The organism is Microbacterium sp. HA-8 (genome assembly GCF_046111165.1).
Taxonomy (GTDB): Bacteria; Actinomycetota; Actinomycetes; order Actinomycetales; family Microbacteriaceae; genus Microbacterium.
Genome location: NZ_CP162025.1, coordinates 2482868 through 2499231 on the forward strand (window position 1 = coordinate 2482868; position 16364 = coordinate 2499231).

At 68.6% G+C, this 16364-nt stretch carries 16 protein-coding genes and 4 tRNA genes; 4 read left to right on the forward strand and 16 right to left on the reverse strand.

Annotated features, from left to right (window positions below; all coding sequences use genetic code 11):
- Window positions 1–78: 78 nt before the first annotated feature.
- The 10 genes from secF to pdxS form a co-directional block, all read right to left on the reverse strand.
- Window positions 79–1068 carry a protein translocase subunit SecF gene (gene secF, locus AB2L57_RS11870; protein ID WP_409047181.1) on the reverse strand — a complete coding sequence of 330 codons (990 nt, stop codon included), beginning with the start codon at window positions 1066–1068 and terminating at the stop codon, window positions 79–81.
- Window positions 1068–2789, reverse strand: coding sequence for a protein translocase subunit SecD (gene secD / locus AB2L57_RS11875; protein WP_292813644.1), 1722 nt, complete (start codon window positions 2787–2789; stop codon window positions 1068–1070). Before secD ends, secF begins: the two co-directional genes overlap by 1 nt.
- 38 nt (window positions 2790–2827) lie before the next feature.
- Window positions 2828–3262 (reverse strand): preprotein translocase subunit YajC, encoded by a 435-nt coding sequence (gene yajC / locus AB2L57_RS11880; RefSeq protein WP_292813641.1) that lies wholly within the window; start codon window positions 3260–3262, stop codon window positions 2828–2830.
- 66 nt (window positions 3263–3328) lie between these two features.
- The gene (gene ruvB / locus AB2L57_RS11885; protein ID WP_292813639.1) at window positions 3329–4363 is read right to left on the reverse strand and encodes a Holliday junction branch migration DNA helicase RuvB; all 1035 of its coding nucleotides are present in this window, start codon (window positions 4361–4363) and stop codon (window positions 3329–3331) included.
- Entirely contained in the window at window positions 4356–4979 is a 624-nt protein-coding gene (ruvA, locus tag AB2L57_RS11890; protein WP_292813636.1) for a Holliday junction branch migration protein RuvA, read from the reverse strand. Before ruvA ends, ruvB begins: the two co-directional genes overlap by 8 nt.
- A 49-nt stretch (window positions 4980–5028) precedes the next feature.
- Window positions 5029–5607 carry a crossover junction endodeoxyribonuclease RuvC gene (gene ruvC, locus AB2L57_RS11895; protein WP_292813633.1) on the reverse strand — a complete coding sequence of 193 codons (579 nt, stop codon included), beginning with the start codon at window positions 5605–5607 and terminating at the stop codon, window positions 5029–5031.
- Between the two features lie 49 nt (window positions 5608–5656).
- Window positions 5657–6415, reverse strand: coding sequence for a YebC/PmpR family DNA-binding transcriptional regulator (locus tag AB2L57_RS11900; RefSeq protein WP_292813630.1), 759 nt, complete (start codon window positions 6413–6415; stop codon window positions 5657–5659).
- Between the two features lie 67 nt (window positions 6416–6482).
- Window positions 6483–7007, reverse strand: a complete 525-nt coding sequence (locus AB2L57_RS11905; RefSeq protein WP_409047182.1) for a DUF1697 domain-containing protein — start codon at window positions 7005–7007, stop codon at window positions 6483–6485.
- 127 nt (window positions 7008–7134) lie between these two features.
- Entirely contained in the window at window positions 7135–7728 is a 594-nt protein-coding gene (gene pdxT / locus AB2L57_RS11910) for a pyridoxal 5'-phosphate synthase glutaminase subunit PdxT (RefSeq protein WP_292815702.1), read from the reverse strand.
- 108 nt (window positions 7729–7836) lie between these two features.
- The gene (gene pdxS / locus AB2L57_RS11915) at window positions 7837–8727 is read right to left on the reverse strand and encodes a pyridoxal 5'-phosphate synthase lyase subunit PdxS (protein ID WP_292815705.1); all 891 of its coding nucleotides are present in this window, start codon (window positions 8725–8727) and stop codon (window positions 7837–7839) included.
- 76 nt (window positions 8728–8803) lie between these two features.
- Here pdxS and AB2L57_RS11920 point away from each other — a divergent pair, with 76 nt between their 5' ends.
- Window positions 8804–10189, forward strand: a complete 1386-nt coding sequence (locus tag AB2L57_RS11920) for an aminotransferase class I/II-fold pyridoxal phosphate-dependent enzyme (protein ID WP_292815707.1) — start codon at window positions 8804–8806, stop codon at window positions 10187–10189.
- A gap of 7 nt (window positions 10190–10196) precedes the next feature.
- On the forward strand, window positions 10197–11048 hold the full coding sequence (gene pdxY / locus AB2L57_RS11925; RefSeq protein ID WP_409047183.1) for a pyridoxal kinase PdxY: 852 nt from the start codon (window positions 10197–10199) through the stop codon (window positions 11046–11048).
- A 16-nt stretch (window positions 11049–11064) separates the two neighbouring features.
- On the opposite strand, the gene AB2L57_RS11930 is transcribed toward pdxY, so the two are convergent.
- The 5 genes from AB2L57_RS11930 to AB2L57_RS11950 all read right to left on the reverse strand — a co-directional run bounded on the left by AB2L57_RS11930 (window position 11065) and on the right by AB2L57_RS11950 (window position 14200).
- Window positions 11065–11589, reverse strand: a complete 525-nt coding sequence (locus AB2L57_RS11930) for an HIT domain-containing protein (protein WP_292815447.1) — start codon at window positions 11587–11589, stop codon at window positions 11065–11067.
- A 35-nt stretch (window positions 11590–11624) separates the two neighbouring features.
- Window positions 11625–13649: a threonine--tRNA ligase gene (gene thrS / locus AB2L57_RS11935; RefSeq protein ID WP_292815443.1), complete on the reverse strand. Its 2025-nt coding sequence runs from the start codon at window positions 13647–13649 to the stop codon at window positions 11625–11627.
- A 253-nt stretch (window positions 13650–13902) separates the two neighbouring features.
- Window positions 13903–13974, reverse strand: a tRNA-Val gene (locus AB2L57_RS11940).
- Between the two features lie 24 nt (window positions 13975–13998).
- Window positions 13999–14072: transfer RNA gene (locus AB2L57_RS11945), tRNA-Cys, on the reverse strand.
- Window positions 14073–14128: 56 nt separating this feature from the next.
- Window positions 14129–14200 (reverse strand) — tRNA-Gly (locus AB2L57_RS11950).
- Between the two features lie 143 nt (window positions 14201–14343).
- Here AB2L57_RS11950 and AB2L57_RS11955 point away from each other — a divergent pair.
- Together AB2L57_RS11955 and AB2L57_RS11960 are read left to right on the forward strand one after the other, a co-directional pair.
- Complete coding sequence (locus AB2L57_RS11955) at window positions 14344–15555, forward strand: integrase (protein WP_409046856.1); 1212 nt, start codon at window positions 14344–14346, stop codon at window positions 15553–15555.
- 168 nt (window positions 15556–15723) lie between these two features.
- Window positions 15724–15796, forward strand: a tRNA-Val gene (locus tag AB2L57_RS11960).
- Window positions 15797–15805: 9 nt separating this feature from the next.
- Here the strand turns inward: AB2L57_RS11960 and AB2L57_RS11965 are convergent.
- Window positions 15806–16336: a type II toxin-antitoxin system PemK/MazF family toxin gene (locus AB2L57_RS11965; RefSeq protein ID WP_292815445.1), complete on the reverse strand. Its 531-nt coding sequence runs from the start codon at window positions 16334–16336 to the stop codon at window positions 15806–15808.
- Window positions 16337–16364: the final 28 nt, after the last annotated feature.

The window sequence follows — 16364 nt, forward strand, 5'->3', positions numbered from 1 at the left end:
CCGCGTGCGGATCGCGGGCTGACGCAGTCCCGACGGATTCATCCATCCTACGCCCGCGGGCGGGTCGCTCCGACGCGGTCAGACCCCCACCGACGCGCGCTCGCGGGCCTCCATGAGTCGCTGGTCGCGCTCGCGGAGGTCGGGCTCGCTCTCGCGGAACAGCGAGTACAGCGGAGCCGCGACGAACAGCGTCGAGTAGGCCGCGACGATGATGCCGACGGTGATCGAGAGAGAGATGTCGCTCAGCGTGTCGGCACCGAGCCAGAAGGCACCGATGAACAGGATCGCGGCCACCGGCAGCACCGCCACGACGGAGGTGTTGATCGATCGGATCAGGGTCTGGTTGACGGCGAGGTTGACGGACTCACCGAACGTGCGTCCGGACTTCATGCCGTCCTCGGATGTGTTCTCGCGGATCTTGTCGAACACGACCGTCGTGTCGTACAGCGAGTACCCCAGGATCGTGAGGAACCCGATCACCGCCGCCGGCGAGATCTCGAACCCCGCGAGGGCGTAGATGCCGATCGTGATGACCAGCACGTCGACGAGGCCGATGATCGCCGCCGCCGACATCTTCCACGTGCGGAAGTAGATCGCGAGGATCAAGAAGGCCAGGGCGAGGAAGATACCGAGACCCCAGAGCGACTGACGTGTGACATCCTCGCCCCAGCTGGGGCCGATGAAGGATGTCGTCACCTCGGTCTCGGGCACGCTGTAGGCCGCCGCGAGGGCCTCGCTCACCGACTGGGTCTCGTCGGCGCTGAGCTGGTCGGTCTGCACCCGCACCGCGTCGCCGCCGACCGTGGTCACGCGCGTCGCTGCATCGGGGACGACCGAGCGGACCGCATCGGTCGCGACGAGCTGGTCGGGCTGCTCGAGGCCCGTGACGGTGAACTGCGATCCGCCAGTGAACTCGATCGAGAACTGCGGGGGCTTGATCAGCAGAACGAGCGCCGACCCGATGATCAGCAGCGCGGCGATGATGAACCACAGCCGCCGCTTTCCGACGAAGGGAACCGACGCCTTGCCCGTGTAGAGGTCGTTGCCGAACCGGCTCATGGGACCCATCAGTCGTCCTTCCCCTCGGGGCCGCTCGTGCCGCGGCCCGCGGCGGCCAGCTCCGCCTGCTTGCGTTCGGCGATCGTCTGCCGTTTGACCGCCTCGCCCCGCGATCGTGCGGCCCGGGTGCTCGCGCCGCGTCCCTCAGCCGTGACGGGGGCCTTGAACTCCGCGCGATTGCGGTAGACCGCGCCCAGGGCGACGGGGTCGAGACCGGAGAGCGGGTGGCCCTGCCCGAAGAAGCGGGTGCGGGCGAGCAGCTGCATCACCGGGTGGGTGAAGATGATGAAGATCAGCACGTCGAGCACGGTCGTGAGGCCGAGCGTGAACGCGAAGCCCTTCACGGTCGCATCGGCGAGGATGTACAGAACCACGGCCGCGAGGATGTTGATCGACTTGGAGATGTAGATCGTGCGCTTGGCTCGCGCCCAGCCGTCCTCGACGGCGCTGGTGATCGACTTTCCGTCGCGCAGCTCGTCGCGGATGCGTTCGAAGTAGACGATGAACGAGTCGGCCGTGAAGCCGATCGTGACGATGAGTCCCGCGACGCCGGCGAGAGAGAGCCGGAAGCCCATGCGCCACGACAGGATGCACAGCGCGATGTACGTGAGCACAGCCATCACCGCGAGCGAGGCGATGATCACGAACCCGAGCGAGCGGTAGGCGATCAGGGAGTACACGGCGACCAGGGCGAGGCCGATGAGTCCGGCGATCATGCCGATCTGCAGCTGCTGGGAGCCCAGGGTGGCCGAGATCGTGTCGGAGCTCACGACCTCGAAGCTCAGCGGCAGCGCGCCGTACTTCAGCTGATCGGCGAGCACCTGGGCGCTCTCCTGCGTGAACGATCCGGAGATGCTGGGCCGGCCGTCGAGGATCAGCCCGTTCATCGACGGCGCCGAGATGACGGCACCGTCGAGGACGAAGGCGAACTGATTCAGCGGAGCGGTCGCGCCGTAGAGCCGCTGGCTGACCTCGCCGAAGATCTCGGTGCCCTCGGAGTCGAACTCGAGGTTGACGGTCCACTGGTTGCTCGTCGTGTCGAGACCCGAGGTGGCGTCGTCGATCGAGGAGCCGTCGATCTCGACCGGACCCAGGATGAACTTGGCGGTGTTGTCGACGTCGCACGTGATCAGCGGCCGGTCGGCGGGAGCGCCCGAGGGATCGATGTCGGGATCGGCGCAGTCGTAGGCGAGGAAGCGGGCTTCGAGCGCGGGGGTGATCCACGCCAGGTCGCTCGGGCCCGTGGGCTCTGCCGTCGGGGTCGCAGCGAGCGTCGGGTCGGGCGAGGGGTAGGGCGTGGCGTTGCCGTCCTCCCCCACGAACTCGGTTGCGGGCGAGCCCGTGAACAGGACCGGCCGCAACTGCAGCTGGGCGCTGGCCTCGATGCGCTCGCGCGTCTCCTCATCGGCCTGGCCGGGGATCTGCACGACGATGTTGCGCCCACCCTCGGTCGTGACATCGGCCTCGCCGACACCCGACGCGTCGACGCGCTGGCGGATGATCGTGACCGCCTGGTTCATCTGCTCGCTCGAAGGCGCCGCGCCATCCTCGACCTGAGCCTCGAGGATGATCTGCGTGCCGCCCTGCAGATCGAGGGCGAGCTCGGGAACCCACGAGCTCTGCTTGAAGACGTAGACGCCGAGGGCGTTGATGCCGAACAGGACGGCGGTCAGCACGAGGAGTGCCGTCAGCGCACGCCACGCGTGCCGGACGGGAGTGGATGTCGCCACCGGGGCCAGCTTTCTACGTCGTCCGCGCGGGGCGCGGGTCAGGCCTCGGGCTTGTTCTTCTTCTCGGCGTCGGCCTCGGCCTCGCCGGCCCGGTAGACGCGGTCGTCGCTGATCGAGGAGATCTCGCCGTCGGCGACACCGGAGACGTACTCGGCCTCGCTGGCCTCGGCCGCGATGAACTCGTCCTCCGTCACAACGCCCTCGAGCGGGTTCACGACGCGGAGGATGGCCTGGCTGTGCACCTTGATGACGGTGCCGGGGGCGATCTCGACGAGGGCCGGCTGGTCGAGGTCCTCGCCGTTGTACTCGACGATCGTGCCGTAGAGCCCGCCCTGGAGCAGGACCTCGGCACCGGGAAGGGTCTGACGGCTCTTCTCCTCCTGCTCGGCCTTCGCCTTCTGCATGCGCTTGCGCGAGTTCCAGAACATGAAGCCCAGGAGGGCCACGAGGACGACGATGAGCAGGATGTCCATGCGGGGGGTGCCTTTCGAGGGCGCACCGAACGGCACGCAAGATGGAGGCCCGGAAGCCTTCAGCGATTATAGGTCATCGAATCTGAGGGCGTCCCGGACGCGGGGCGCGCCGAGGTGGGCATACGCGTCGGGCATCGCGACACGGCCTCGCGGGGTGCGCCCGAGGAATCCGATACGCACGAGGTAGGGCTCGACGACGCTCTCGACCGTCTCGGACTCCTCGCCGACCGCCACCGCCAGGGTGCCCAGACCCACCGGACCGCCCTTGAACCGATGGATGAGGGCATCGAGGACGGCCCGGTCAAGCCGGTCGAGGCCGATGGTGTCGACGTCGTACAGCTCGAGCGCCGCGCGCACCGCCGCGAGATCGGCCGACCCCGTGTGGACCAGCGCGTAGTCGCGGACGCGACGCAGCAGCCTGTTCGCGATGCGCGGTGTGCCGCGAGAGCGACGCGCGATCTCGACCCGGGCCTCGGGCACGAGGTCGACACCGAGCATCGTCGCCGACCGCTCGATCACGCGCTCGAGGTCGGCCGAGTCGTAGAACTCGAGATGACCCGTGAACCCGAACCGGTCGCGCAGGGGACTCGGCAGCAGACCCGACCGTGTCGTCGCACCGACGAGGGTGAAGGGCGCTAGATCGAGGGGGATGCTGGTGGCCCCGGCGCCCTTGCCCACCATGATGTCGATGCGGAAGTCCTCCATCGCGAGGTACAGCATCTCCTCGGCCGAGCGCGCCATCCGGTGCACCTCGTCGATGAAGAGCACCTCACCGGGGGTCAGGCTCGACAGGAGCGCAGCAAGATCGCCCGCGTGCTGGATCGCGGGACCGCTCGAGAGCCGCAGCGGTCGGCCGCTCTCGTGCGCGACGATCATCGCGAGTGTCGTCTTGCCCAGCCCGGGCGGACCGGCCAGGAGGATGTGATCTGCAGGACGCTGCTGGATGCGGGCGGCATCCAGCAGCAGCTGCAGCTGGCCGCGCACCTTGGGCTGCCCGACGAAGTCGCCGAGCGAGGTCGGACGCAGGGCGCCCTCGACGGCCAGATCGGACTCGGACGCGTCCGGGTCGATTCCGCGCGCGATCTCCTCACCCTCAGCCACGCGCGCCTCCCGCTCGGGCCGGCCCGAGCGCGGCCAGGGTCAGCCGCAGCAGCGCGGGCACGGTGGCGCGCTCGGCTTCGTCGCTCGTCTCGAGCGTCGTGGTCACGGCATCGGTCGCCACCCGCTCCGGCCATCCCAGTCCGATGAGCGCCTGCACGACCTGTGCGCCGATGTCGGATGCCCCGCCCTCCGCCCCCCGCGCCGCGGGACGCAGCGCCGGCGCGATCTTGCCCGCGAGCTGCAGCACGATCAGCTTGGCGGTCTTGGGCCCGATGCCGGACACGCGGCGAAAGGGCGCGTCGTCATCGTGGGCGACAGCATCCGCGATCTGATCCACGCTCAGCTGCGAGAGCACGCCCAGCGCGGACTTGGGACCCACGCCCGTCACCTGCAGAAGCAGCACGAACGTCTCGAGCTCGTCGCGCGTGGCGAACCCGAACAGCGAGAGGGCGTCTTCGCGGACGACCAGATGAGTGTGCAGCGCGATCGCCTCGCCGGTGTGCGTCGTGCGCACGACATCGCCCGGCACGGCCACGCTGAGACCGAACCCCCCGACCTCGACGACGACGCCCTCGGGCCCGACGTGGACGACCGTGCCGCGCAACGTGGAGATCATGCTTTCGAGCCTAGATCACATGTCGTAGTTATGTTCGAGCGACACGCCGTCACACCCGGGCCGAACGTGTCAGACGCTCGGCATCCGCCCACGCGCGCTGCGCGGGAGTGAGCGCCGAGCCTGCGCCCGGCGCCACGGCCGCTCCTCGTCGCCAGGCGTGACACAGCGCAAGGGCGAGGGCATCCGCGGCGTCGGCGGGTTTGGGGAGTGCATCCAGGCGCAGCACGCGGGCGACCATCGTCTGCACCTGACGCTTGTCGGCCGCGCCGTACCCCGTGATGGCGGCCTTCACCTCGGTGGGCGTGTGCGTCTCGGCGGGCAGCCCGTGCTCTGCAGCCAGCAGCAGGGCGACCCCGCTCGCCTGCGCCGTTCCCATCACGGTGCGGGTGTTGTGCTGCGCGAAGACCCGCTCGACCGCGACGACGTCCGGCCGATGATCGGCCAGCACCTCGCGGATCCCCCTCGCGATCGTCGCGAGCCTCTCGGCCGCGCTCGCATCGACGGCGGAGCGGATGACCCCGACGTGCACGAGCACGGCGGAGCGATCGGGCGCGACATCCACGATGCCGACACCGCACCGGGTCAGGCCCGGATCGATGCCGAGCACACGAAGAGAGGTTCGGGCCACTCCCCCACGCTAGACGCGCGACGGTCAGCCTCGGGTCAGGCGCGCCCGCTCAGTCATCCTGCGCGAGCTCCGCCTGGACCTCGGGTGTCAGATCGAAGTTGCTGAAGACGTTCTGCACGTCGTCGCTGTCTTCGAGGGCATCGATGAGCCGGAAGATCTTGCGCGCCGTCTCGGCGTCGATCTCGACCTTGAGGCTCGGCACGAACTCGACATCGGCGGATTCGTAGTCGATGCCCGCCTCCTGGAGAGCGGAGCGCACACTGACGAGGTCGGTGGCCTCGGTGATGACCCCGAACCCCTCGCCGTGCGGCTCGATCTCCTCGGCTCCGGCGTCGAGGACGGCGAGCATCAGGTCGTCCTCGGTGGTGTTCTCGGACGACACGACGATGACGCCCTTGCGGTGGAAGTTGTAGGCGACGCTGCCGGGATCGGCCATCGTGCCCCCGTTGCGCGTCATCGCCGTGCGCACCTCGGCGGCCGCGCGGTTTTTGTTGTCGGTCAGACACTCGATCAGCAGCGCCACGCCGTTGGGGCCGTAGCCCTCATACATGATCGTCGTGTAGTCGATGGACTCACCGGTGAGCCCCGCGCCGCGCTTGATCGCGCGATCGATGTTGTCGTTGGGCACCGAGGTCTTCTTGGCCTTCTGGACGGCATCCACCAGGGTGGGGTTGCCCGAGAGATCGGCGCCGCCGATCTTGGCCGCGACCTCGATGTTCTTGATGAGCTTGGCGAAGGACTTGGCACGACGCGAATCGATGATCGCCTTCTTGTGCTTGGTCGTCGCCCACTTGGAATGCCCGGACATGTAACTCCCGTGTCTGTCGATCGGCCCGAAAGCCTCCGTAGATTCTAAGCCCGCGCGGGCCGCACCCTCAGGCGAGGATGCGCAGCAGCGTCCGCAGGTTGCGGTTGGTCGTCCGCGCTCTGTAGGTCGTCCGGGCGATCGTCTTCGCGAACGGAGTATCGGTCGTGCGCCCCTTCGGAGGGTTCCAGAAGACGACACCCGGGCCGGGCGCGACGGGGTCGACGTCCGCATCGAGCGACGCCGCGGCATCCGTCAGCTCGTCCCGCGTCGCGTCGTCGACGCAGAAGATGACCCAGGGCTGTCGGCCGACGTCGTCCGCGTCGAAGGGGAAGGATGCGACAGCCGTCTCGATCTCCTCCCGGGTGACCAGCACGATCCACGCGTCGTAGTCGAACCGGTTGCGCAGCGCCGCCTCGATCGCGGGCTTGAGGTCGCCGTGCGATCGTGTCGACCGGAACGCTGTGTTGCCGCTCGCGAGAAACGTGCGCACGTCGGTCAGGCCGAGGCCCGAGAGCACGTCGCGAAGCTCCGCGCTCCGGATCGTGACGCCGCCGACATTCACCCCGCGCAGCAGCGCCACCCATTCGGTCACGTCGTCACCCTCACACAGGGCCCCGACATCGGACTCAGGCCGCGTCGCCGGAACAGGAGATCCGGCGAGCACAGGAGGATCCCGCCCCGATCTTCCTGCATCCGGCGCATCTCCTGTCGCCGGCGCATCAGGATGCCGCCCGCACCGTGTCGAGGAACAGCGCGTGGAAGCGGGTCTCGCCCGTCACCTCGGGATGGAAGCTGGTGCCCATCAGCGCGCCCTGGCGCACGGCGACGATCCTCCCGTCATCCAGGGCCGCGAGGGTCTCGACATCGGGACCCACCTGCTCGACGAGCGGGGCGCGGATGAAGACGGCGTGCACGGGCGGTGCGCCGAGCACCGGCACGTCGAGGTCGGTCTCGAACGAATCGACCTGGCTGCCGAAGGCATTGCGCCTGACGGTGACATCGAGTCCGCCGAAACTCTGCTGCCCCGCGATCGCGTCGGTGATGCGGTCGGCGAGCAGGATCAGGCCCGCGCAGGTGCCGTACATCGGCATGCCCCGGGCGATCGCTTCGCGGACGGGATGCTGCATGCCGAACGCCCGGGACAGCTTGTCGATGACGCTCGATTCGCCGCCGGGGATGACGAGACCGTCGACGCGGGCGAGCTCCTCCGGGCGACGCACGGCGGTCGCGGCGGCGCCAAGATCGGTCAGCACGCGGACGTGCTCGCGCACGTCTCCCTGGATCGCGAGCACACCGACGCGGGGGCTCACCACCTGACGCCCGCCGGCTCTGTCGTCTGCACGACGGTCGGCGCCCGAACCACCACACGCGCCACGTCGGTCACCACCCGCCCCGCCGATCCGACAAACGTCGTCCCATGCCTACCAGCCGCGCTCGGCGAGGCGATGGGGCGCGGGCAGATCGGCGACGTTGATGCCGACCATGGCCTCGCCGAGGCCGCGCGAGACGTCGGCGATGACCTTGGCGTCGTCGTAGAACGTCGTCGCCTTGACGACGGCGGCGGCACGCTCGGCCGGGTTGCCCGACTTGAAGATCCCCGAGCCGACGAAGACCCCGTCGGCGCCCAGCTGCATCATCATCGCCGCATCCGCGGGGGTCGCCACGCCGCCGGCCGTGAAGAGGACGACGGGGAGCTTCCCGGTCTCGGCGACCTCGACGACGAGGTCGTACGGGGCCTGCAGATCCTTCGCCGCGACGTAGAGCTCGTCCTTCGTCATGGAGCGAAGGCGATTGATCTCGGCCGTGATCGTGCGGATGTGCTTCGTCGCCTCCGATACGTCCCCCGTGCCCGCCTCACCCTTGGAGCGGATCATCGCGGCGCCCTCGTTGATGCGCCGCAGCGCCTCGCCGAGGTTGGTGGCCCCGCACACGAAGGGCACGGTGAAGCCCCACTTGTCGATGTGGTTGACGTAGTCGGCGGGCGAGAGCACCTCGGACTCGTCGATGTAGTCGACACCGAGCTCCTGCAGCACCTGCGCTTCGACGAAGTGGCCGATGCGCGCCTTGGCCATCACCGGGATCGAGACCGCCGCGATGATGCCGTCGATCATGTCGGGGTCGCTCATGCGCGATACGCCCCCCTGCGCCCGGATGTCGGCGGGCACGCGTTCGAGCGCCATGACGGCGACCGCTCCCGCATCCTCGGCGATCTTCGCCTGCTCGACGGTGACGACGTCCATGATGACACCGCCCTTGAGCATCTCGGCGAGGCCGCGCTTGACGCGCGATGATCCTGTGGTGGAAGAGGACATGGGGGCTCCTTCTTTGGCCTAGGCCAAAAGATAGCATGGGGCTCTACCCGCCCCCAGCGGTGAGACGGAGTGTGACATGGCAAAGACGAGACGGCCCACCCCCGGCATCAGCGGCGCCTCTGCAGCAGAGATCGCCGACAACATCCGGATGCTGATCGAACGCGCCGCGCTCGGCCCGGGCGACGCGCTGCCGCCGGTGCGCACGCTGGCCGACGACCTCGGCGTCAACCGCAACACAGTCGTCGCGGCCTATCGCCAGCTCGCCCAGACAGGCCTCGTCGCCGCGCACGGACGCGGGGGCACGCGCGTCGCAGGCAACACCCGCGTCGCGCAGGACGGGTATGCGGCATCGGGACGCCTGACCGATGTCGGCACCGGCAATCCGGACCCCACGCTGATCCCCGATCCTTCCTGGGCGCTCGCCGCGATGGCCGGTCGACCCGTGCTGTACGGCGAGCCGGTGATCGATCCGGGCCTCGAGGCCTGGGCACGCGACTGGATGTCGACCGACGCACCCGACGCGGAGTCGTTGCGACTGACCATCACCAGCGGCGCGGTCGACGCGGTCGAGCGTCTGCTCGCTCAGGCGCTCGTGCGCGACGACGCCGTGGCGCTAGAAGATCCCTGCTTCCTCGCCAGCATCCACACCGTCCGTCTCGGCGGTTACCGCGCGATCCCCGTGCCCGTCGACGCCGAGGGGATGACCGTCGCCGGGCTTCGAGCGGCGCTCGACGCCGGTGTGCGCGCGGTGGTCTGCACGCCGCGCGCCCAGAACCCGACGGGGGCGAGCCTGTCGGCACGTCGCGCCGCAGATCTGCGCGCCGTGCTGGCCGACCATCCCTGGGTGCTCGTGATCGAGGACGACCATTTCTCGCTGCTCTCGACGCGGCCGGCGCACTCCGTCATCGGAGCGGGCCACCGGCGGTGGGCTCGCGTGCGCTCGGTCTCGAAGTTCCTGGGTCCCGACATGTGCCTGGCGATCACCGCCTCCGATCCCGAAACCGCCGAACGCCTCGCGCTGCGGTTGAGCCCCGGCACCACGTGGGTGAGCCACCTCCTCCAGCGCCTCGTGCTCACCCTCGTCACCGATCCCGATGCGCTGGCGGTCATCGCCCGCGCCGCAACGCACTACGCCGACCGCAATACCGCGTTCGCGGCGCACCTGCGCGCGCGCGGCATCGAGGCGACGGCGGGTGACGGCCTCAATCTCTGGGTCCGCCTGCCGGTGACGGCGCGCGGGGTCGCCGCCCGCCTCGCCGACCGCGGATGGGCGGTACGCACCGGGGACGAGTTCGTCCTCGCCGATCCCGCCGCCGCCTCCTGCCTGCGGCTGACGGTGCACGACCTCGGCGACACCGACGCCGCGCGCCTCGCGTCGGATATCGCGACGGTCGTCGCCGACCGCGTGGCCGCGCACGATGCACCGGTCACCGCGGCGCCGGCATCGTCGGGAGTGGGATGATCGAGCGGTGAAGGTGCTCTCCATCCAATCCGCCGTCGCGTACGGCCACGTCGGCAATTCCGCGGCTGTCTTCCCCCTGCAGCGCATCGGCGTCGACGTCCTGCCCGTCTACACGGTCAACTTCTCGAATCACACGGGCTACGGCGTGTGGCGTGGGCCGCTCATCTCCCCGGAGGACGTGCGCGCGGTCATCACGGGCATCGAAGAGCGCGGCGTGCTGCCCGAGATCGATGTCGTGCTGTCGGGGTATCAGGGCGGAGAGGGCATCGCGGATGTGGTGCTCGATGCCGTCGCACGGGTCAAGGCCGCCAATCCCGACGCGGTGTACGCCTGCGACCCCGTCATGGGCAACGCCGTCTCGGGGTGCTTCGTGGCCCCGGCGATCCCGGTGCTGCTGCGGGACCGCGTCGTGCCCGCGGCCGACATCATCACGCCGAATCAGTTCGAGCTGGGGTTCCTGACCGGCACCGAACCCGGAGACCTCGACTCCACACTCGTCTCGGCCGACCTGGCACGCGAGATGGGACCCTCGACCGTTCTCGTGACGAGCGTGCTGCAGCCGGAGGCGCCCGACGGCACGATCGAGATGCTCGCTGTGACCGATGACGGCGCCTGGATCGTGCAGACACCCCGCATCCCGATGAAGGCGAACGGATCGGGAGACGTCACGGCCGCGCTCTTCACCGCGCACCTGCAACAGACGGGGGATGCTGCCCTCGCGCTCTCGCGCGCGGCTTCGAGCGTGTTCGACCTGCTGCAGACGACGCATGACTCGGGTGAGCGCGAACTCAAGCTCGTCGAGGCTCAGCGTTTCTACGCCGACCCGCGCATGCAGTTCGAGGTACGTCGCGTGCGATGAACGCACCCGCCGACGATCAGGCAGGCCAGGCCTTCGCCACCGCGGCACGGACATCGCCCAGAAGCTGGGGCAGCGCCTTGGTCTTCGCGATGATCGGGAAGAAGTTCGAATCGGTGGCCCAGCGCGGAACGATGTGCTGATGGAGGTGGCCATCGACGCCCGCCCCCGCCAGGCTCCCCTGGTTCATGCCCAGATTGAAGCCGTCGCAGCGCGACACCGTGCGGAGCACCCGCATCCCGATCTGCGTCAGCTCGCCGATCTCGGCCACCTCTTCGGGCGTGGCCTCGTCGTACATCGGGATGTGGCGGTACGGGCACACCAGCAGATGCCCGGAGTTGTAGGGGAATAGATTGAGCAGCACATAGGCCGTGCGGCCGCGTGCGACGATCAAGCCGTCCTCGTCCGACATCTGGGGCGCCGCGCAGAAGGGGCAGCTGTGGCGCAGGGGCTCGGGTCCTGCCTGGATGTAGGCCATCCGGTGCGGCGTCCAGAGTCGCTGGAACTCATCGGGCACGCCGGCGAGCTCGGACGCCGCGATCATCTCGGGTCCTGAGCCCGCCGAAGGACCGTCAGCGCTCACGCGAGATCCGCGGCGGTCGCGACCTGCGTGTGATCGGCGATGGCCCGGGTGATGAGAGCGACAGCATCCGTCACCGGCACGCCGTTGGTCTGCGTGCCGTCGCGGAATCGGAAGGAGACCGTGCCCGCCGAGCGGTCGGCCTCGCCCGCGATCAGCTGCACGGGCACCTTCATCGTCGTGTGGGTGCGGATCTTCTTCTGCATGCGGTCGTCGGAGTGGTCGACCTCGGCGCGCACGCCCTCGGCGCGCAGTCGGGTGATGATCTCGTCGAGGTAGTCGCCGAACTCGTCCGCGACGGGGATCCCCATCACCTGCACGGGCGCCAGCCACAGCGGGAAAGACCCCGCGTAGTGCTCGAGCAGGATCGCGAAGAATCGCTCGATCGAGCCGAACAGGGCCCGGTGGATCATGATGGGGCGTTTCTTCTGCCCGTCACGGTCGGTGTACTCGAGATCGAAGCGCTCAGGCAGGTTCGGGTCGACCTGGACGGTTGAGAGCTGCCAGGTGCGCCCGATCGCGTCCTTGGTCTTCAGGTCGATCTTGGGGCCGTAGAACGCCGCTTCTCCCGGCACCTCGGTGAGCTTCAGACCGCTCGCGACGGCGACGTTGCGCAGCGCGTCGGTGGAGTACTCCCAGAACTCGTCCGTGCCGATCCACTTCGACTTCTCGTCGTCGCGCATCGAGAGCTCGAGCTCGAAGTCGTCGAGGCCGAAGTCTCGCAGCATGGAGATCACGAACTCGAGCACGCGCGTCGCCTCGGACTCCAGCTGATCCGGGGTCACGAACAGGTGCGAGTCGTCCTGCGTGAAGCCGCGCACACGGGTGAGGCCGTGCAGGGCGCCCGAGAGTTCGTTGCGGTAGACGGTGCCGTTCTCGGCCAGCCGCATGGGCAGGTCGCGATAGCTGCGTCCGCGCTCCTTGAAGATCAGGATGTGCATCGGGCAGTTCATTGGCTTGAGGTAGTAGTCGATGCCCGCCTTGGTCACGGCGCCGTCGGCGTCGCGCTCCTCGTCGAGGTGGATCGGCGGGAACATGCCGTCCTTGTAGGTGACGAGATGATTCGACGTGAGGAACAGATCCTGCTTCGAGATGTGCGGGGTGTACACGTAGGTGTAGCCGCCCTCGATGTGACGCCTGCGAGCATGCTGCTCCATCTCGCCCCGGATGATGCCGCCCTTGGGGTGCCAGACCGACAGGCCCGAGCCGATCTCGTCGGGGAAGGAGAAGAGGTCCAGCTCCTTGCCGAGCTTCCGGTGGTCGCGCTTGGCCGCCTCCTCGAGGCGCTCCTGATAGGCGCGCAGCTCGTCCTTCGTCGGCCACGCGGTGCCGTAGATGCGCTGCAGCTGCGGGTTCTTCTCGCTGCCGCGCCAATACGCGCCGGCGATGCGGGTGAGCGCCCAGCCGTTGCCGACCATGCGCGTGCTGGGCACGTGGGGGCCGCGGCACAGGTCCTTCCAGACCGTCGTGCCCTCGCGGTCGACGTTGTCGTAGATCGTCAGCTCACCGGCCCCGACCTCGACGGAGGCGCCCTCCGCGATCGCGGTCGCCGAGGCACTCGAAGCGCCGCCTTTGAGCCCGATGAGCTCGAGCTTGAAGGGCTCGTCGGCGAGCTCGGCACGGGCCTCGTCGTCCGAGACGACGCGGCGGATGAAGCGCTGCCCCTCGCGGACGATGCGCTCCATCTCCTTCTTGATGGCCTTCAGATCCTCGGGCGTGAAGGGCTCGTCGACGCCGAAGTCGTAGTAGAAGCCGTCGGTGATCGGAGGGCCGATCCCGAGGTTCGCCTGGGGATTGATGCGCTGCACGGCCTGCGCGAGCACGTGCGCGGTGGAGTGTCGCAGGATCGACAGGCCATCGGGGCTGTCGATCCTGACGGCCTCCACCTCGTCGGTCGCGGTCACCGTCGTCGCCAGGTCCTTCAACTCGCCGTTGACGCGGAGCGCGACGACGGAGCGGTCGGGGAACAGAGCAAAACCATCGGCGGGGAACGACACGTCCTCCGCGGGGCGCAGATCAGTCAAGGGAACTCTCCTGGGGTGACAGGGTTCTAGGCTATCGCGGGCCCCGACGCTCCCCACACGGACAGACGCGGTGAAGCACGCCGCTTCGGGCCCGGATGCCGACGCCTGGTCGTCAGGACAGGAGATGTGCCCAGAACAGGATGCTGAGCATCCATGCGTCCTGTTTCGCCACCGATTCCTGTGCTCGTCGCCGCCGCGGCGACGCGGGCTCCCCAGAAACGAAAAAGCCCCCGGGTTTCCGGGGGTTTCGTCGTGCGCGATACTGGGATCGAACCAGTGACCTCTTCCGTGTCAGGGAAGCGCGCTACCGCTGCGCCAATCGCGCCCAAAGGGGCTATTCAGTTGCAAGTGGAGGTGGCGACGGGATTCGAACCCGTGTAAACGGCTTTGCAGGCCGGTGCCTAGCCGCTCGGCCACGCCACCGCGTGTGGTTTGACCCCACGTGCCTTGGCTTCCCCTGAGGAAAGCCCCTGCACTCGAGCGGATGACGAGATTCGAACTCGCGACCCTCACCTTGGCAAGGTGATGCGCTACCACTGCGCTACATCCGCGTGCTCCCCGTGTGACCGGGGCGCCTTGGAAGACTTTAGCCGATGCTCGGCGCCGTGCAAAACCGGCGACGAGACTCAGCTAAAAGGTCCGGGAAGGGCTGCGCGTGCCTCACGTAGGAATGTCCGCGTAGTTCCCTGGGGTGATGAGCAGGGAGTTGTCGATGGCGGCGCGCCGTGAGATCACGAAGAAGTTCGCCCGCGAGTATGCGAAAGCAGGCAAGGAAGAGAAGGGCCGGCTGCTGGACGAGCTTGTGCACGCGACAGGCTGGACGCGTGATCACGCGCGCCGCGCGATCCGTGCCGCGAACGCACGCAAAGGTGCCGCGCGCGATCAGCAGCGTAAGCCGCGTGAGCGGAAGTACTCCTACGATGCGCTCGTGGTGCTGCAAGAAGTCTGGCGGCTGTCCGGGCAGCCGTCGGGAAAGTACTTCGCGGCGATCATGGACGACACCCTCGAACGCCTCGTCCGCTTCCGTGAGCTCGGCAAGGTCGAGCAGCGGGTCACACCGGAGGTGCTGGACGAGTTGCGATCGATGAGCGCCGCGACGATCGACCGGTACCTGAAACCGCACAAGGACGCCGCCTACCCGGTCGCGGTCTCGGGCACGAAGCCGTCCCACATCCTGCGCTCTTCGATCCCGACGCGCACCAGCATGGACGCCCCGCTGACCGTCCCGGGGTTCCTGGAGCTGGACACCGTCGCGCACTGCGGCCACTCCCTCAAAGGCGAGTTCCTGCGCACCCTGACCGGCACCGACCCGGTCGCGGGGTGGACGATGCTGCGCACGATCCGCAACAACGCCTACGTGCACGTGCACGGCGCCCTGGAATGGATGGTGAAGAACGCGCCCGTCCCGGTCGCCGGGCTCGACTTCGACAACGGATCCGAGTTCATGAACTGGGGCGTGATCGCCTGGGCGGACAAGAAGGAGATCCCCGTCACCCGGGGGCGTCCCTACAAGCACAACGACAACGCGCACGTCGAGCAACGCAACGGCGACTGGGTCCGCAAACACGCGTTCCGCTACCGCTACGAGACCGAGGCGGAGATGACCCTGCTCAACGAGCTCTGGGATTTCGTGATGGCCCGCAAGAACCATCTGCTGCCCTGCGTGAAAGCGATCGACTGGACCCACACCGCAGCCGGCCGGAAGAAGCGCGTCTACGACAAGCCACGTACCCCCTACCAGCGGTTGCTCGACGCCGGTGTGCTCGACGAGAAGACCCGCGCCCGACTGGAGCGCGAGCATGCGAAGCTGAACCCGGCACGGATCACCCGACGGATCAACCAGATCCAGCAACAACTCATCGAACTCGCCGCCGCCCGCACCCAGGGCACCCGCCCCGCCGCCTGAGCTACGCGGACATTTCACGTGAGGCAAGCATCACTCACTCCCGGACATCTTGACGTGAGGCAAGACGACCGGGACCGGTCCGCGCGTGTCGACGGCCGGGGCGGACGCCGCGCGTTCGCCGACGCGCTCGGCATCCGGTAACATCGTGATTCGGCCCCCAGGGGCCTTGGGCGATTGGCGCAGTTGGTAGCGCGCTTCCTTCACACGGAAGAGGTCGTCGGTTCGAGTCCGGCATCGCCCACCGTTTTGCTCAGCCCACGACCCGCCAGCCGTGACGCGCCTGCAGCGCGGCGGCGACGCGCGCGAAGACGGCGCGCTCCAGCGCTGCCGCCTCCCGGCGCATCCCGGACCTGTGCACGCTGTACAGCTGGTCGGTGTCGACCCACGACTCTCGCCCACGACTGTCCCACGGGCCCGCGCCGATAGGGAGGAGATCCCTGTCGCCCTCGCGACCACGACTGGTCAACCGCACCGCGTACACCCGATCCGCACTCTGGCGCCCGATCACGAGCACCGGACGGTCCTTGCCACGCCCATCCTTCTCGGCATACGGCACCCAGGTCCATACGACCTCCCCCGCATCGGGATCGCCGTCGCGATCGGGTGCGTAGGTGATCCGCAGCCCATCGCGCGGCGGAGGATCGATCTCAACCGTCGCCGCGGGGCCGGTCTGCCCGGGGCTGCCCTGAGCGTCGGGAACTCGCGTCGAGGCGTTCGGCACCGGCTGGGTGCGTGGGCGCAGGAGGGAGGCGAGAGATCGAAGGATGCCGCGGGTGCTCACCCGCTCACCCTACGCACGCCGAAGGGGC

Excerpts from the sequence above, each read along its gene's own strand:
- secF (WP_409047181.1), bottom strand. The coding sequence starts at position 1,068 with ATGGGTCCCATGAGCCGGTTCGGCAACGACCTCTACACGGGCAAGGCG.
- yajC (WP_292813641.1), bottom strand. The coding sequence starts at position 3,262 with ATGGACATCCTGCTCATCGTCGTCCTCGTGGCCCTCCTGGGCTTCATG.
- ruvA (WP_292813636.1), bottom strand. The coding sequence starts at position 4,979 with ATGATCTCCACGTTGCGCGGCACGGTCGTCCACGTCGGGCCCGAGGGC.
- AB2L57_RS11900 (WP_292813630.1), bottom strand. The coding sequence starts at position 6,415 with ATGTCCGGGCATTCCAAGTGGGCGACGACCAAGCACAAGAAGGCGATC.
- pdxS (WP_292815705.1), bottom strand. The coding sequence starts at position 8,727 with ATGTCCTCTTCCACCACAGGATCATCGCGCGTCAAGCGCGGCCTCGCC.
- AB2L57_RS11920 (WP_292815707.1), top strand. The coding sequence starts at position 8,804 with ATGGCAAAGACGAGACGGCCCACCCCCGGCATCAGCGGCGCCTCTGCA.
- AB2L57_RS11930 (WP_292815447.1), bottom strand. The coding sequence starts at position 11,589 with ATGATCGCGGCGTCCGAGCTCGCCGGCGTGCCCGATGAGTTCCAGCGA.
- AB2L57_RS11955 (WP_409046856.1), top strand. The coding sequence starts at position 14,344 with ATGAGCAGGGAGTTGTCGATGGCGGCGCGCCGTGAGATCACGAAGAAG.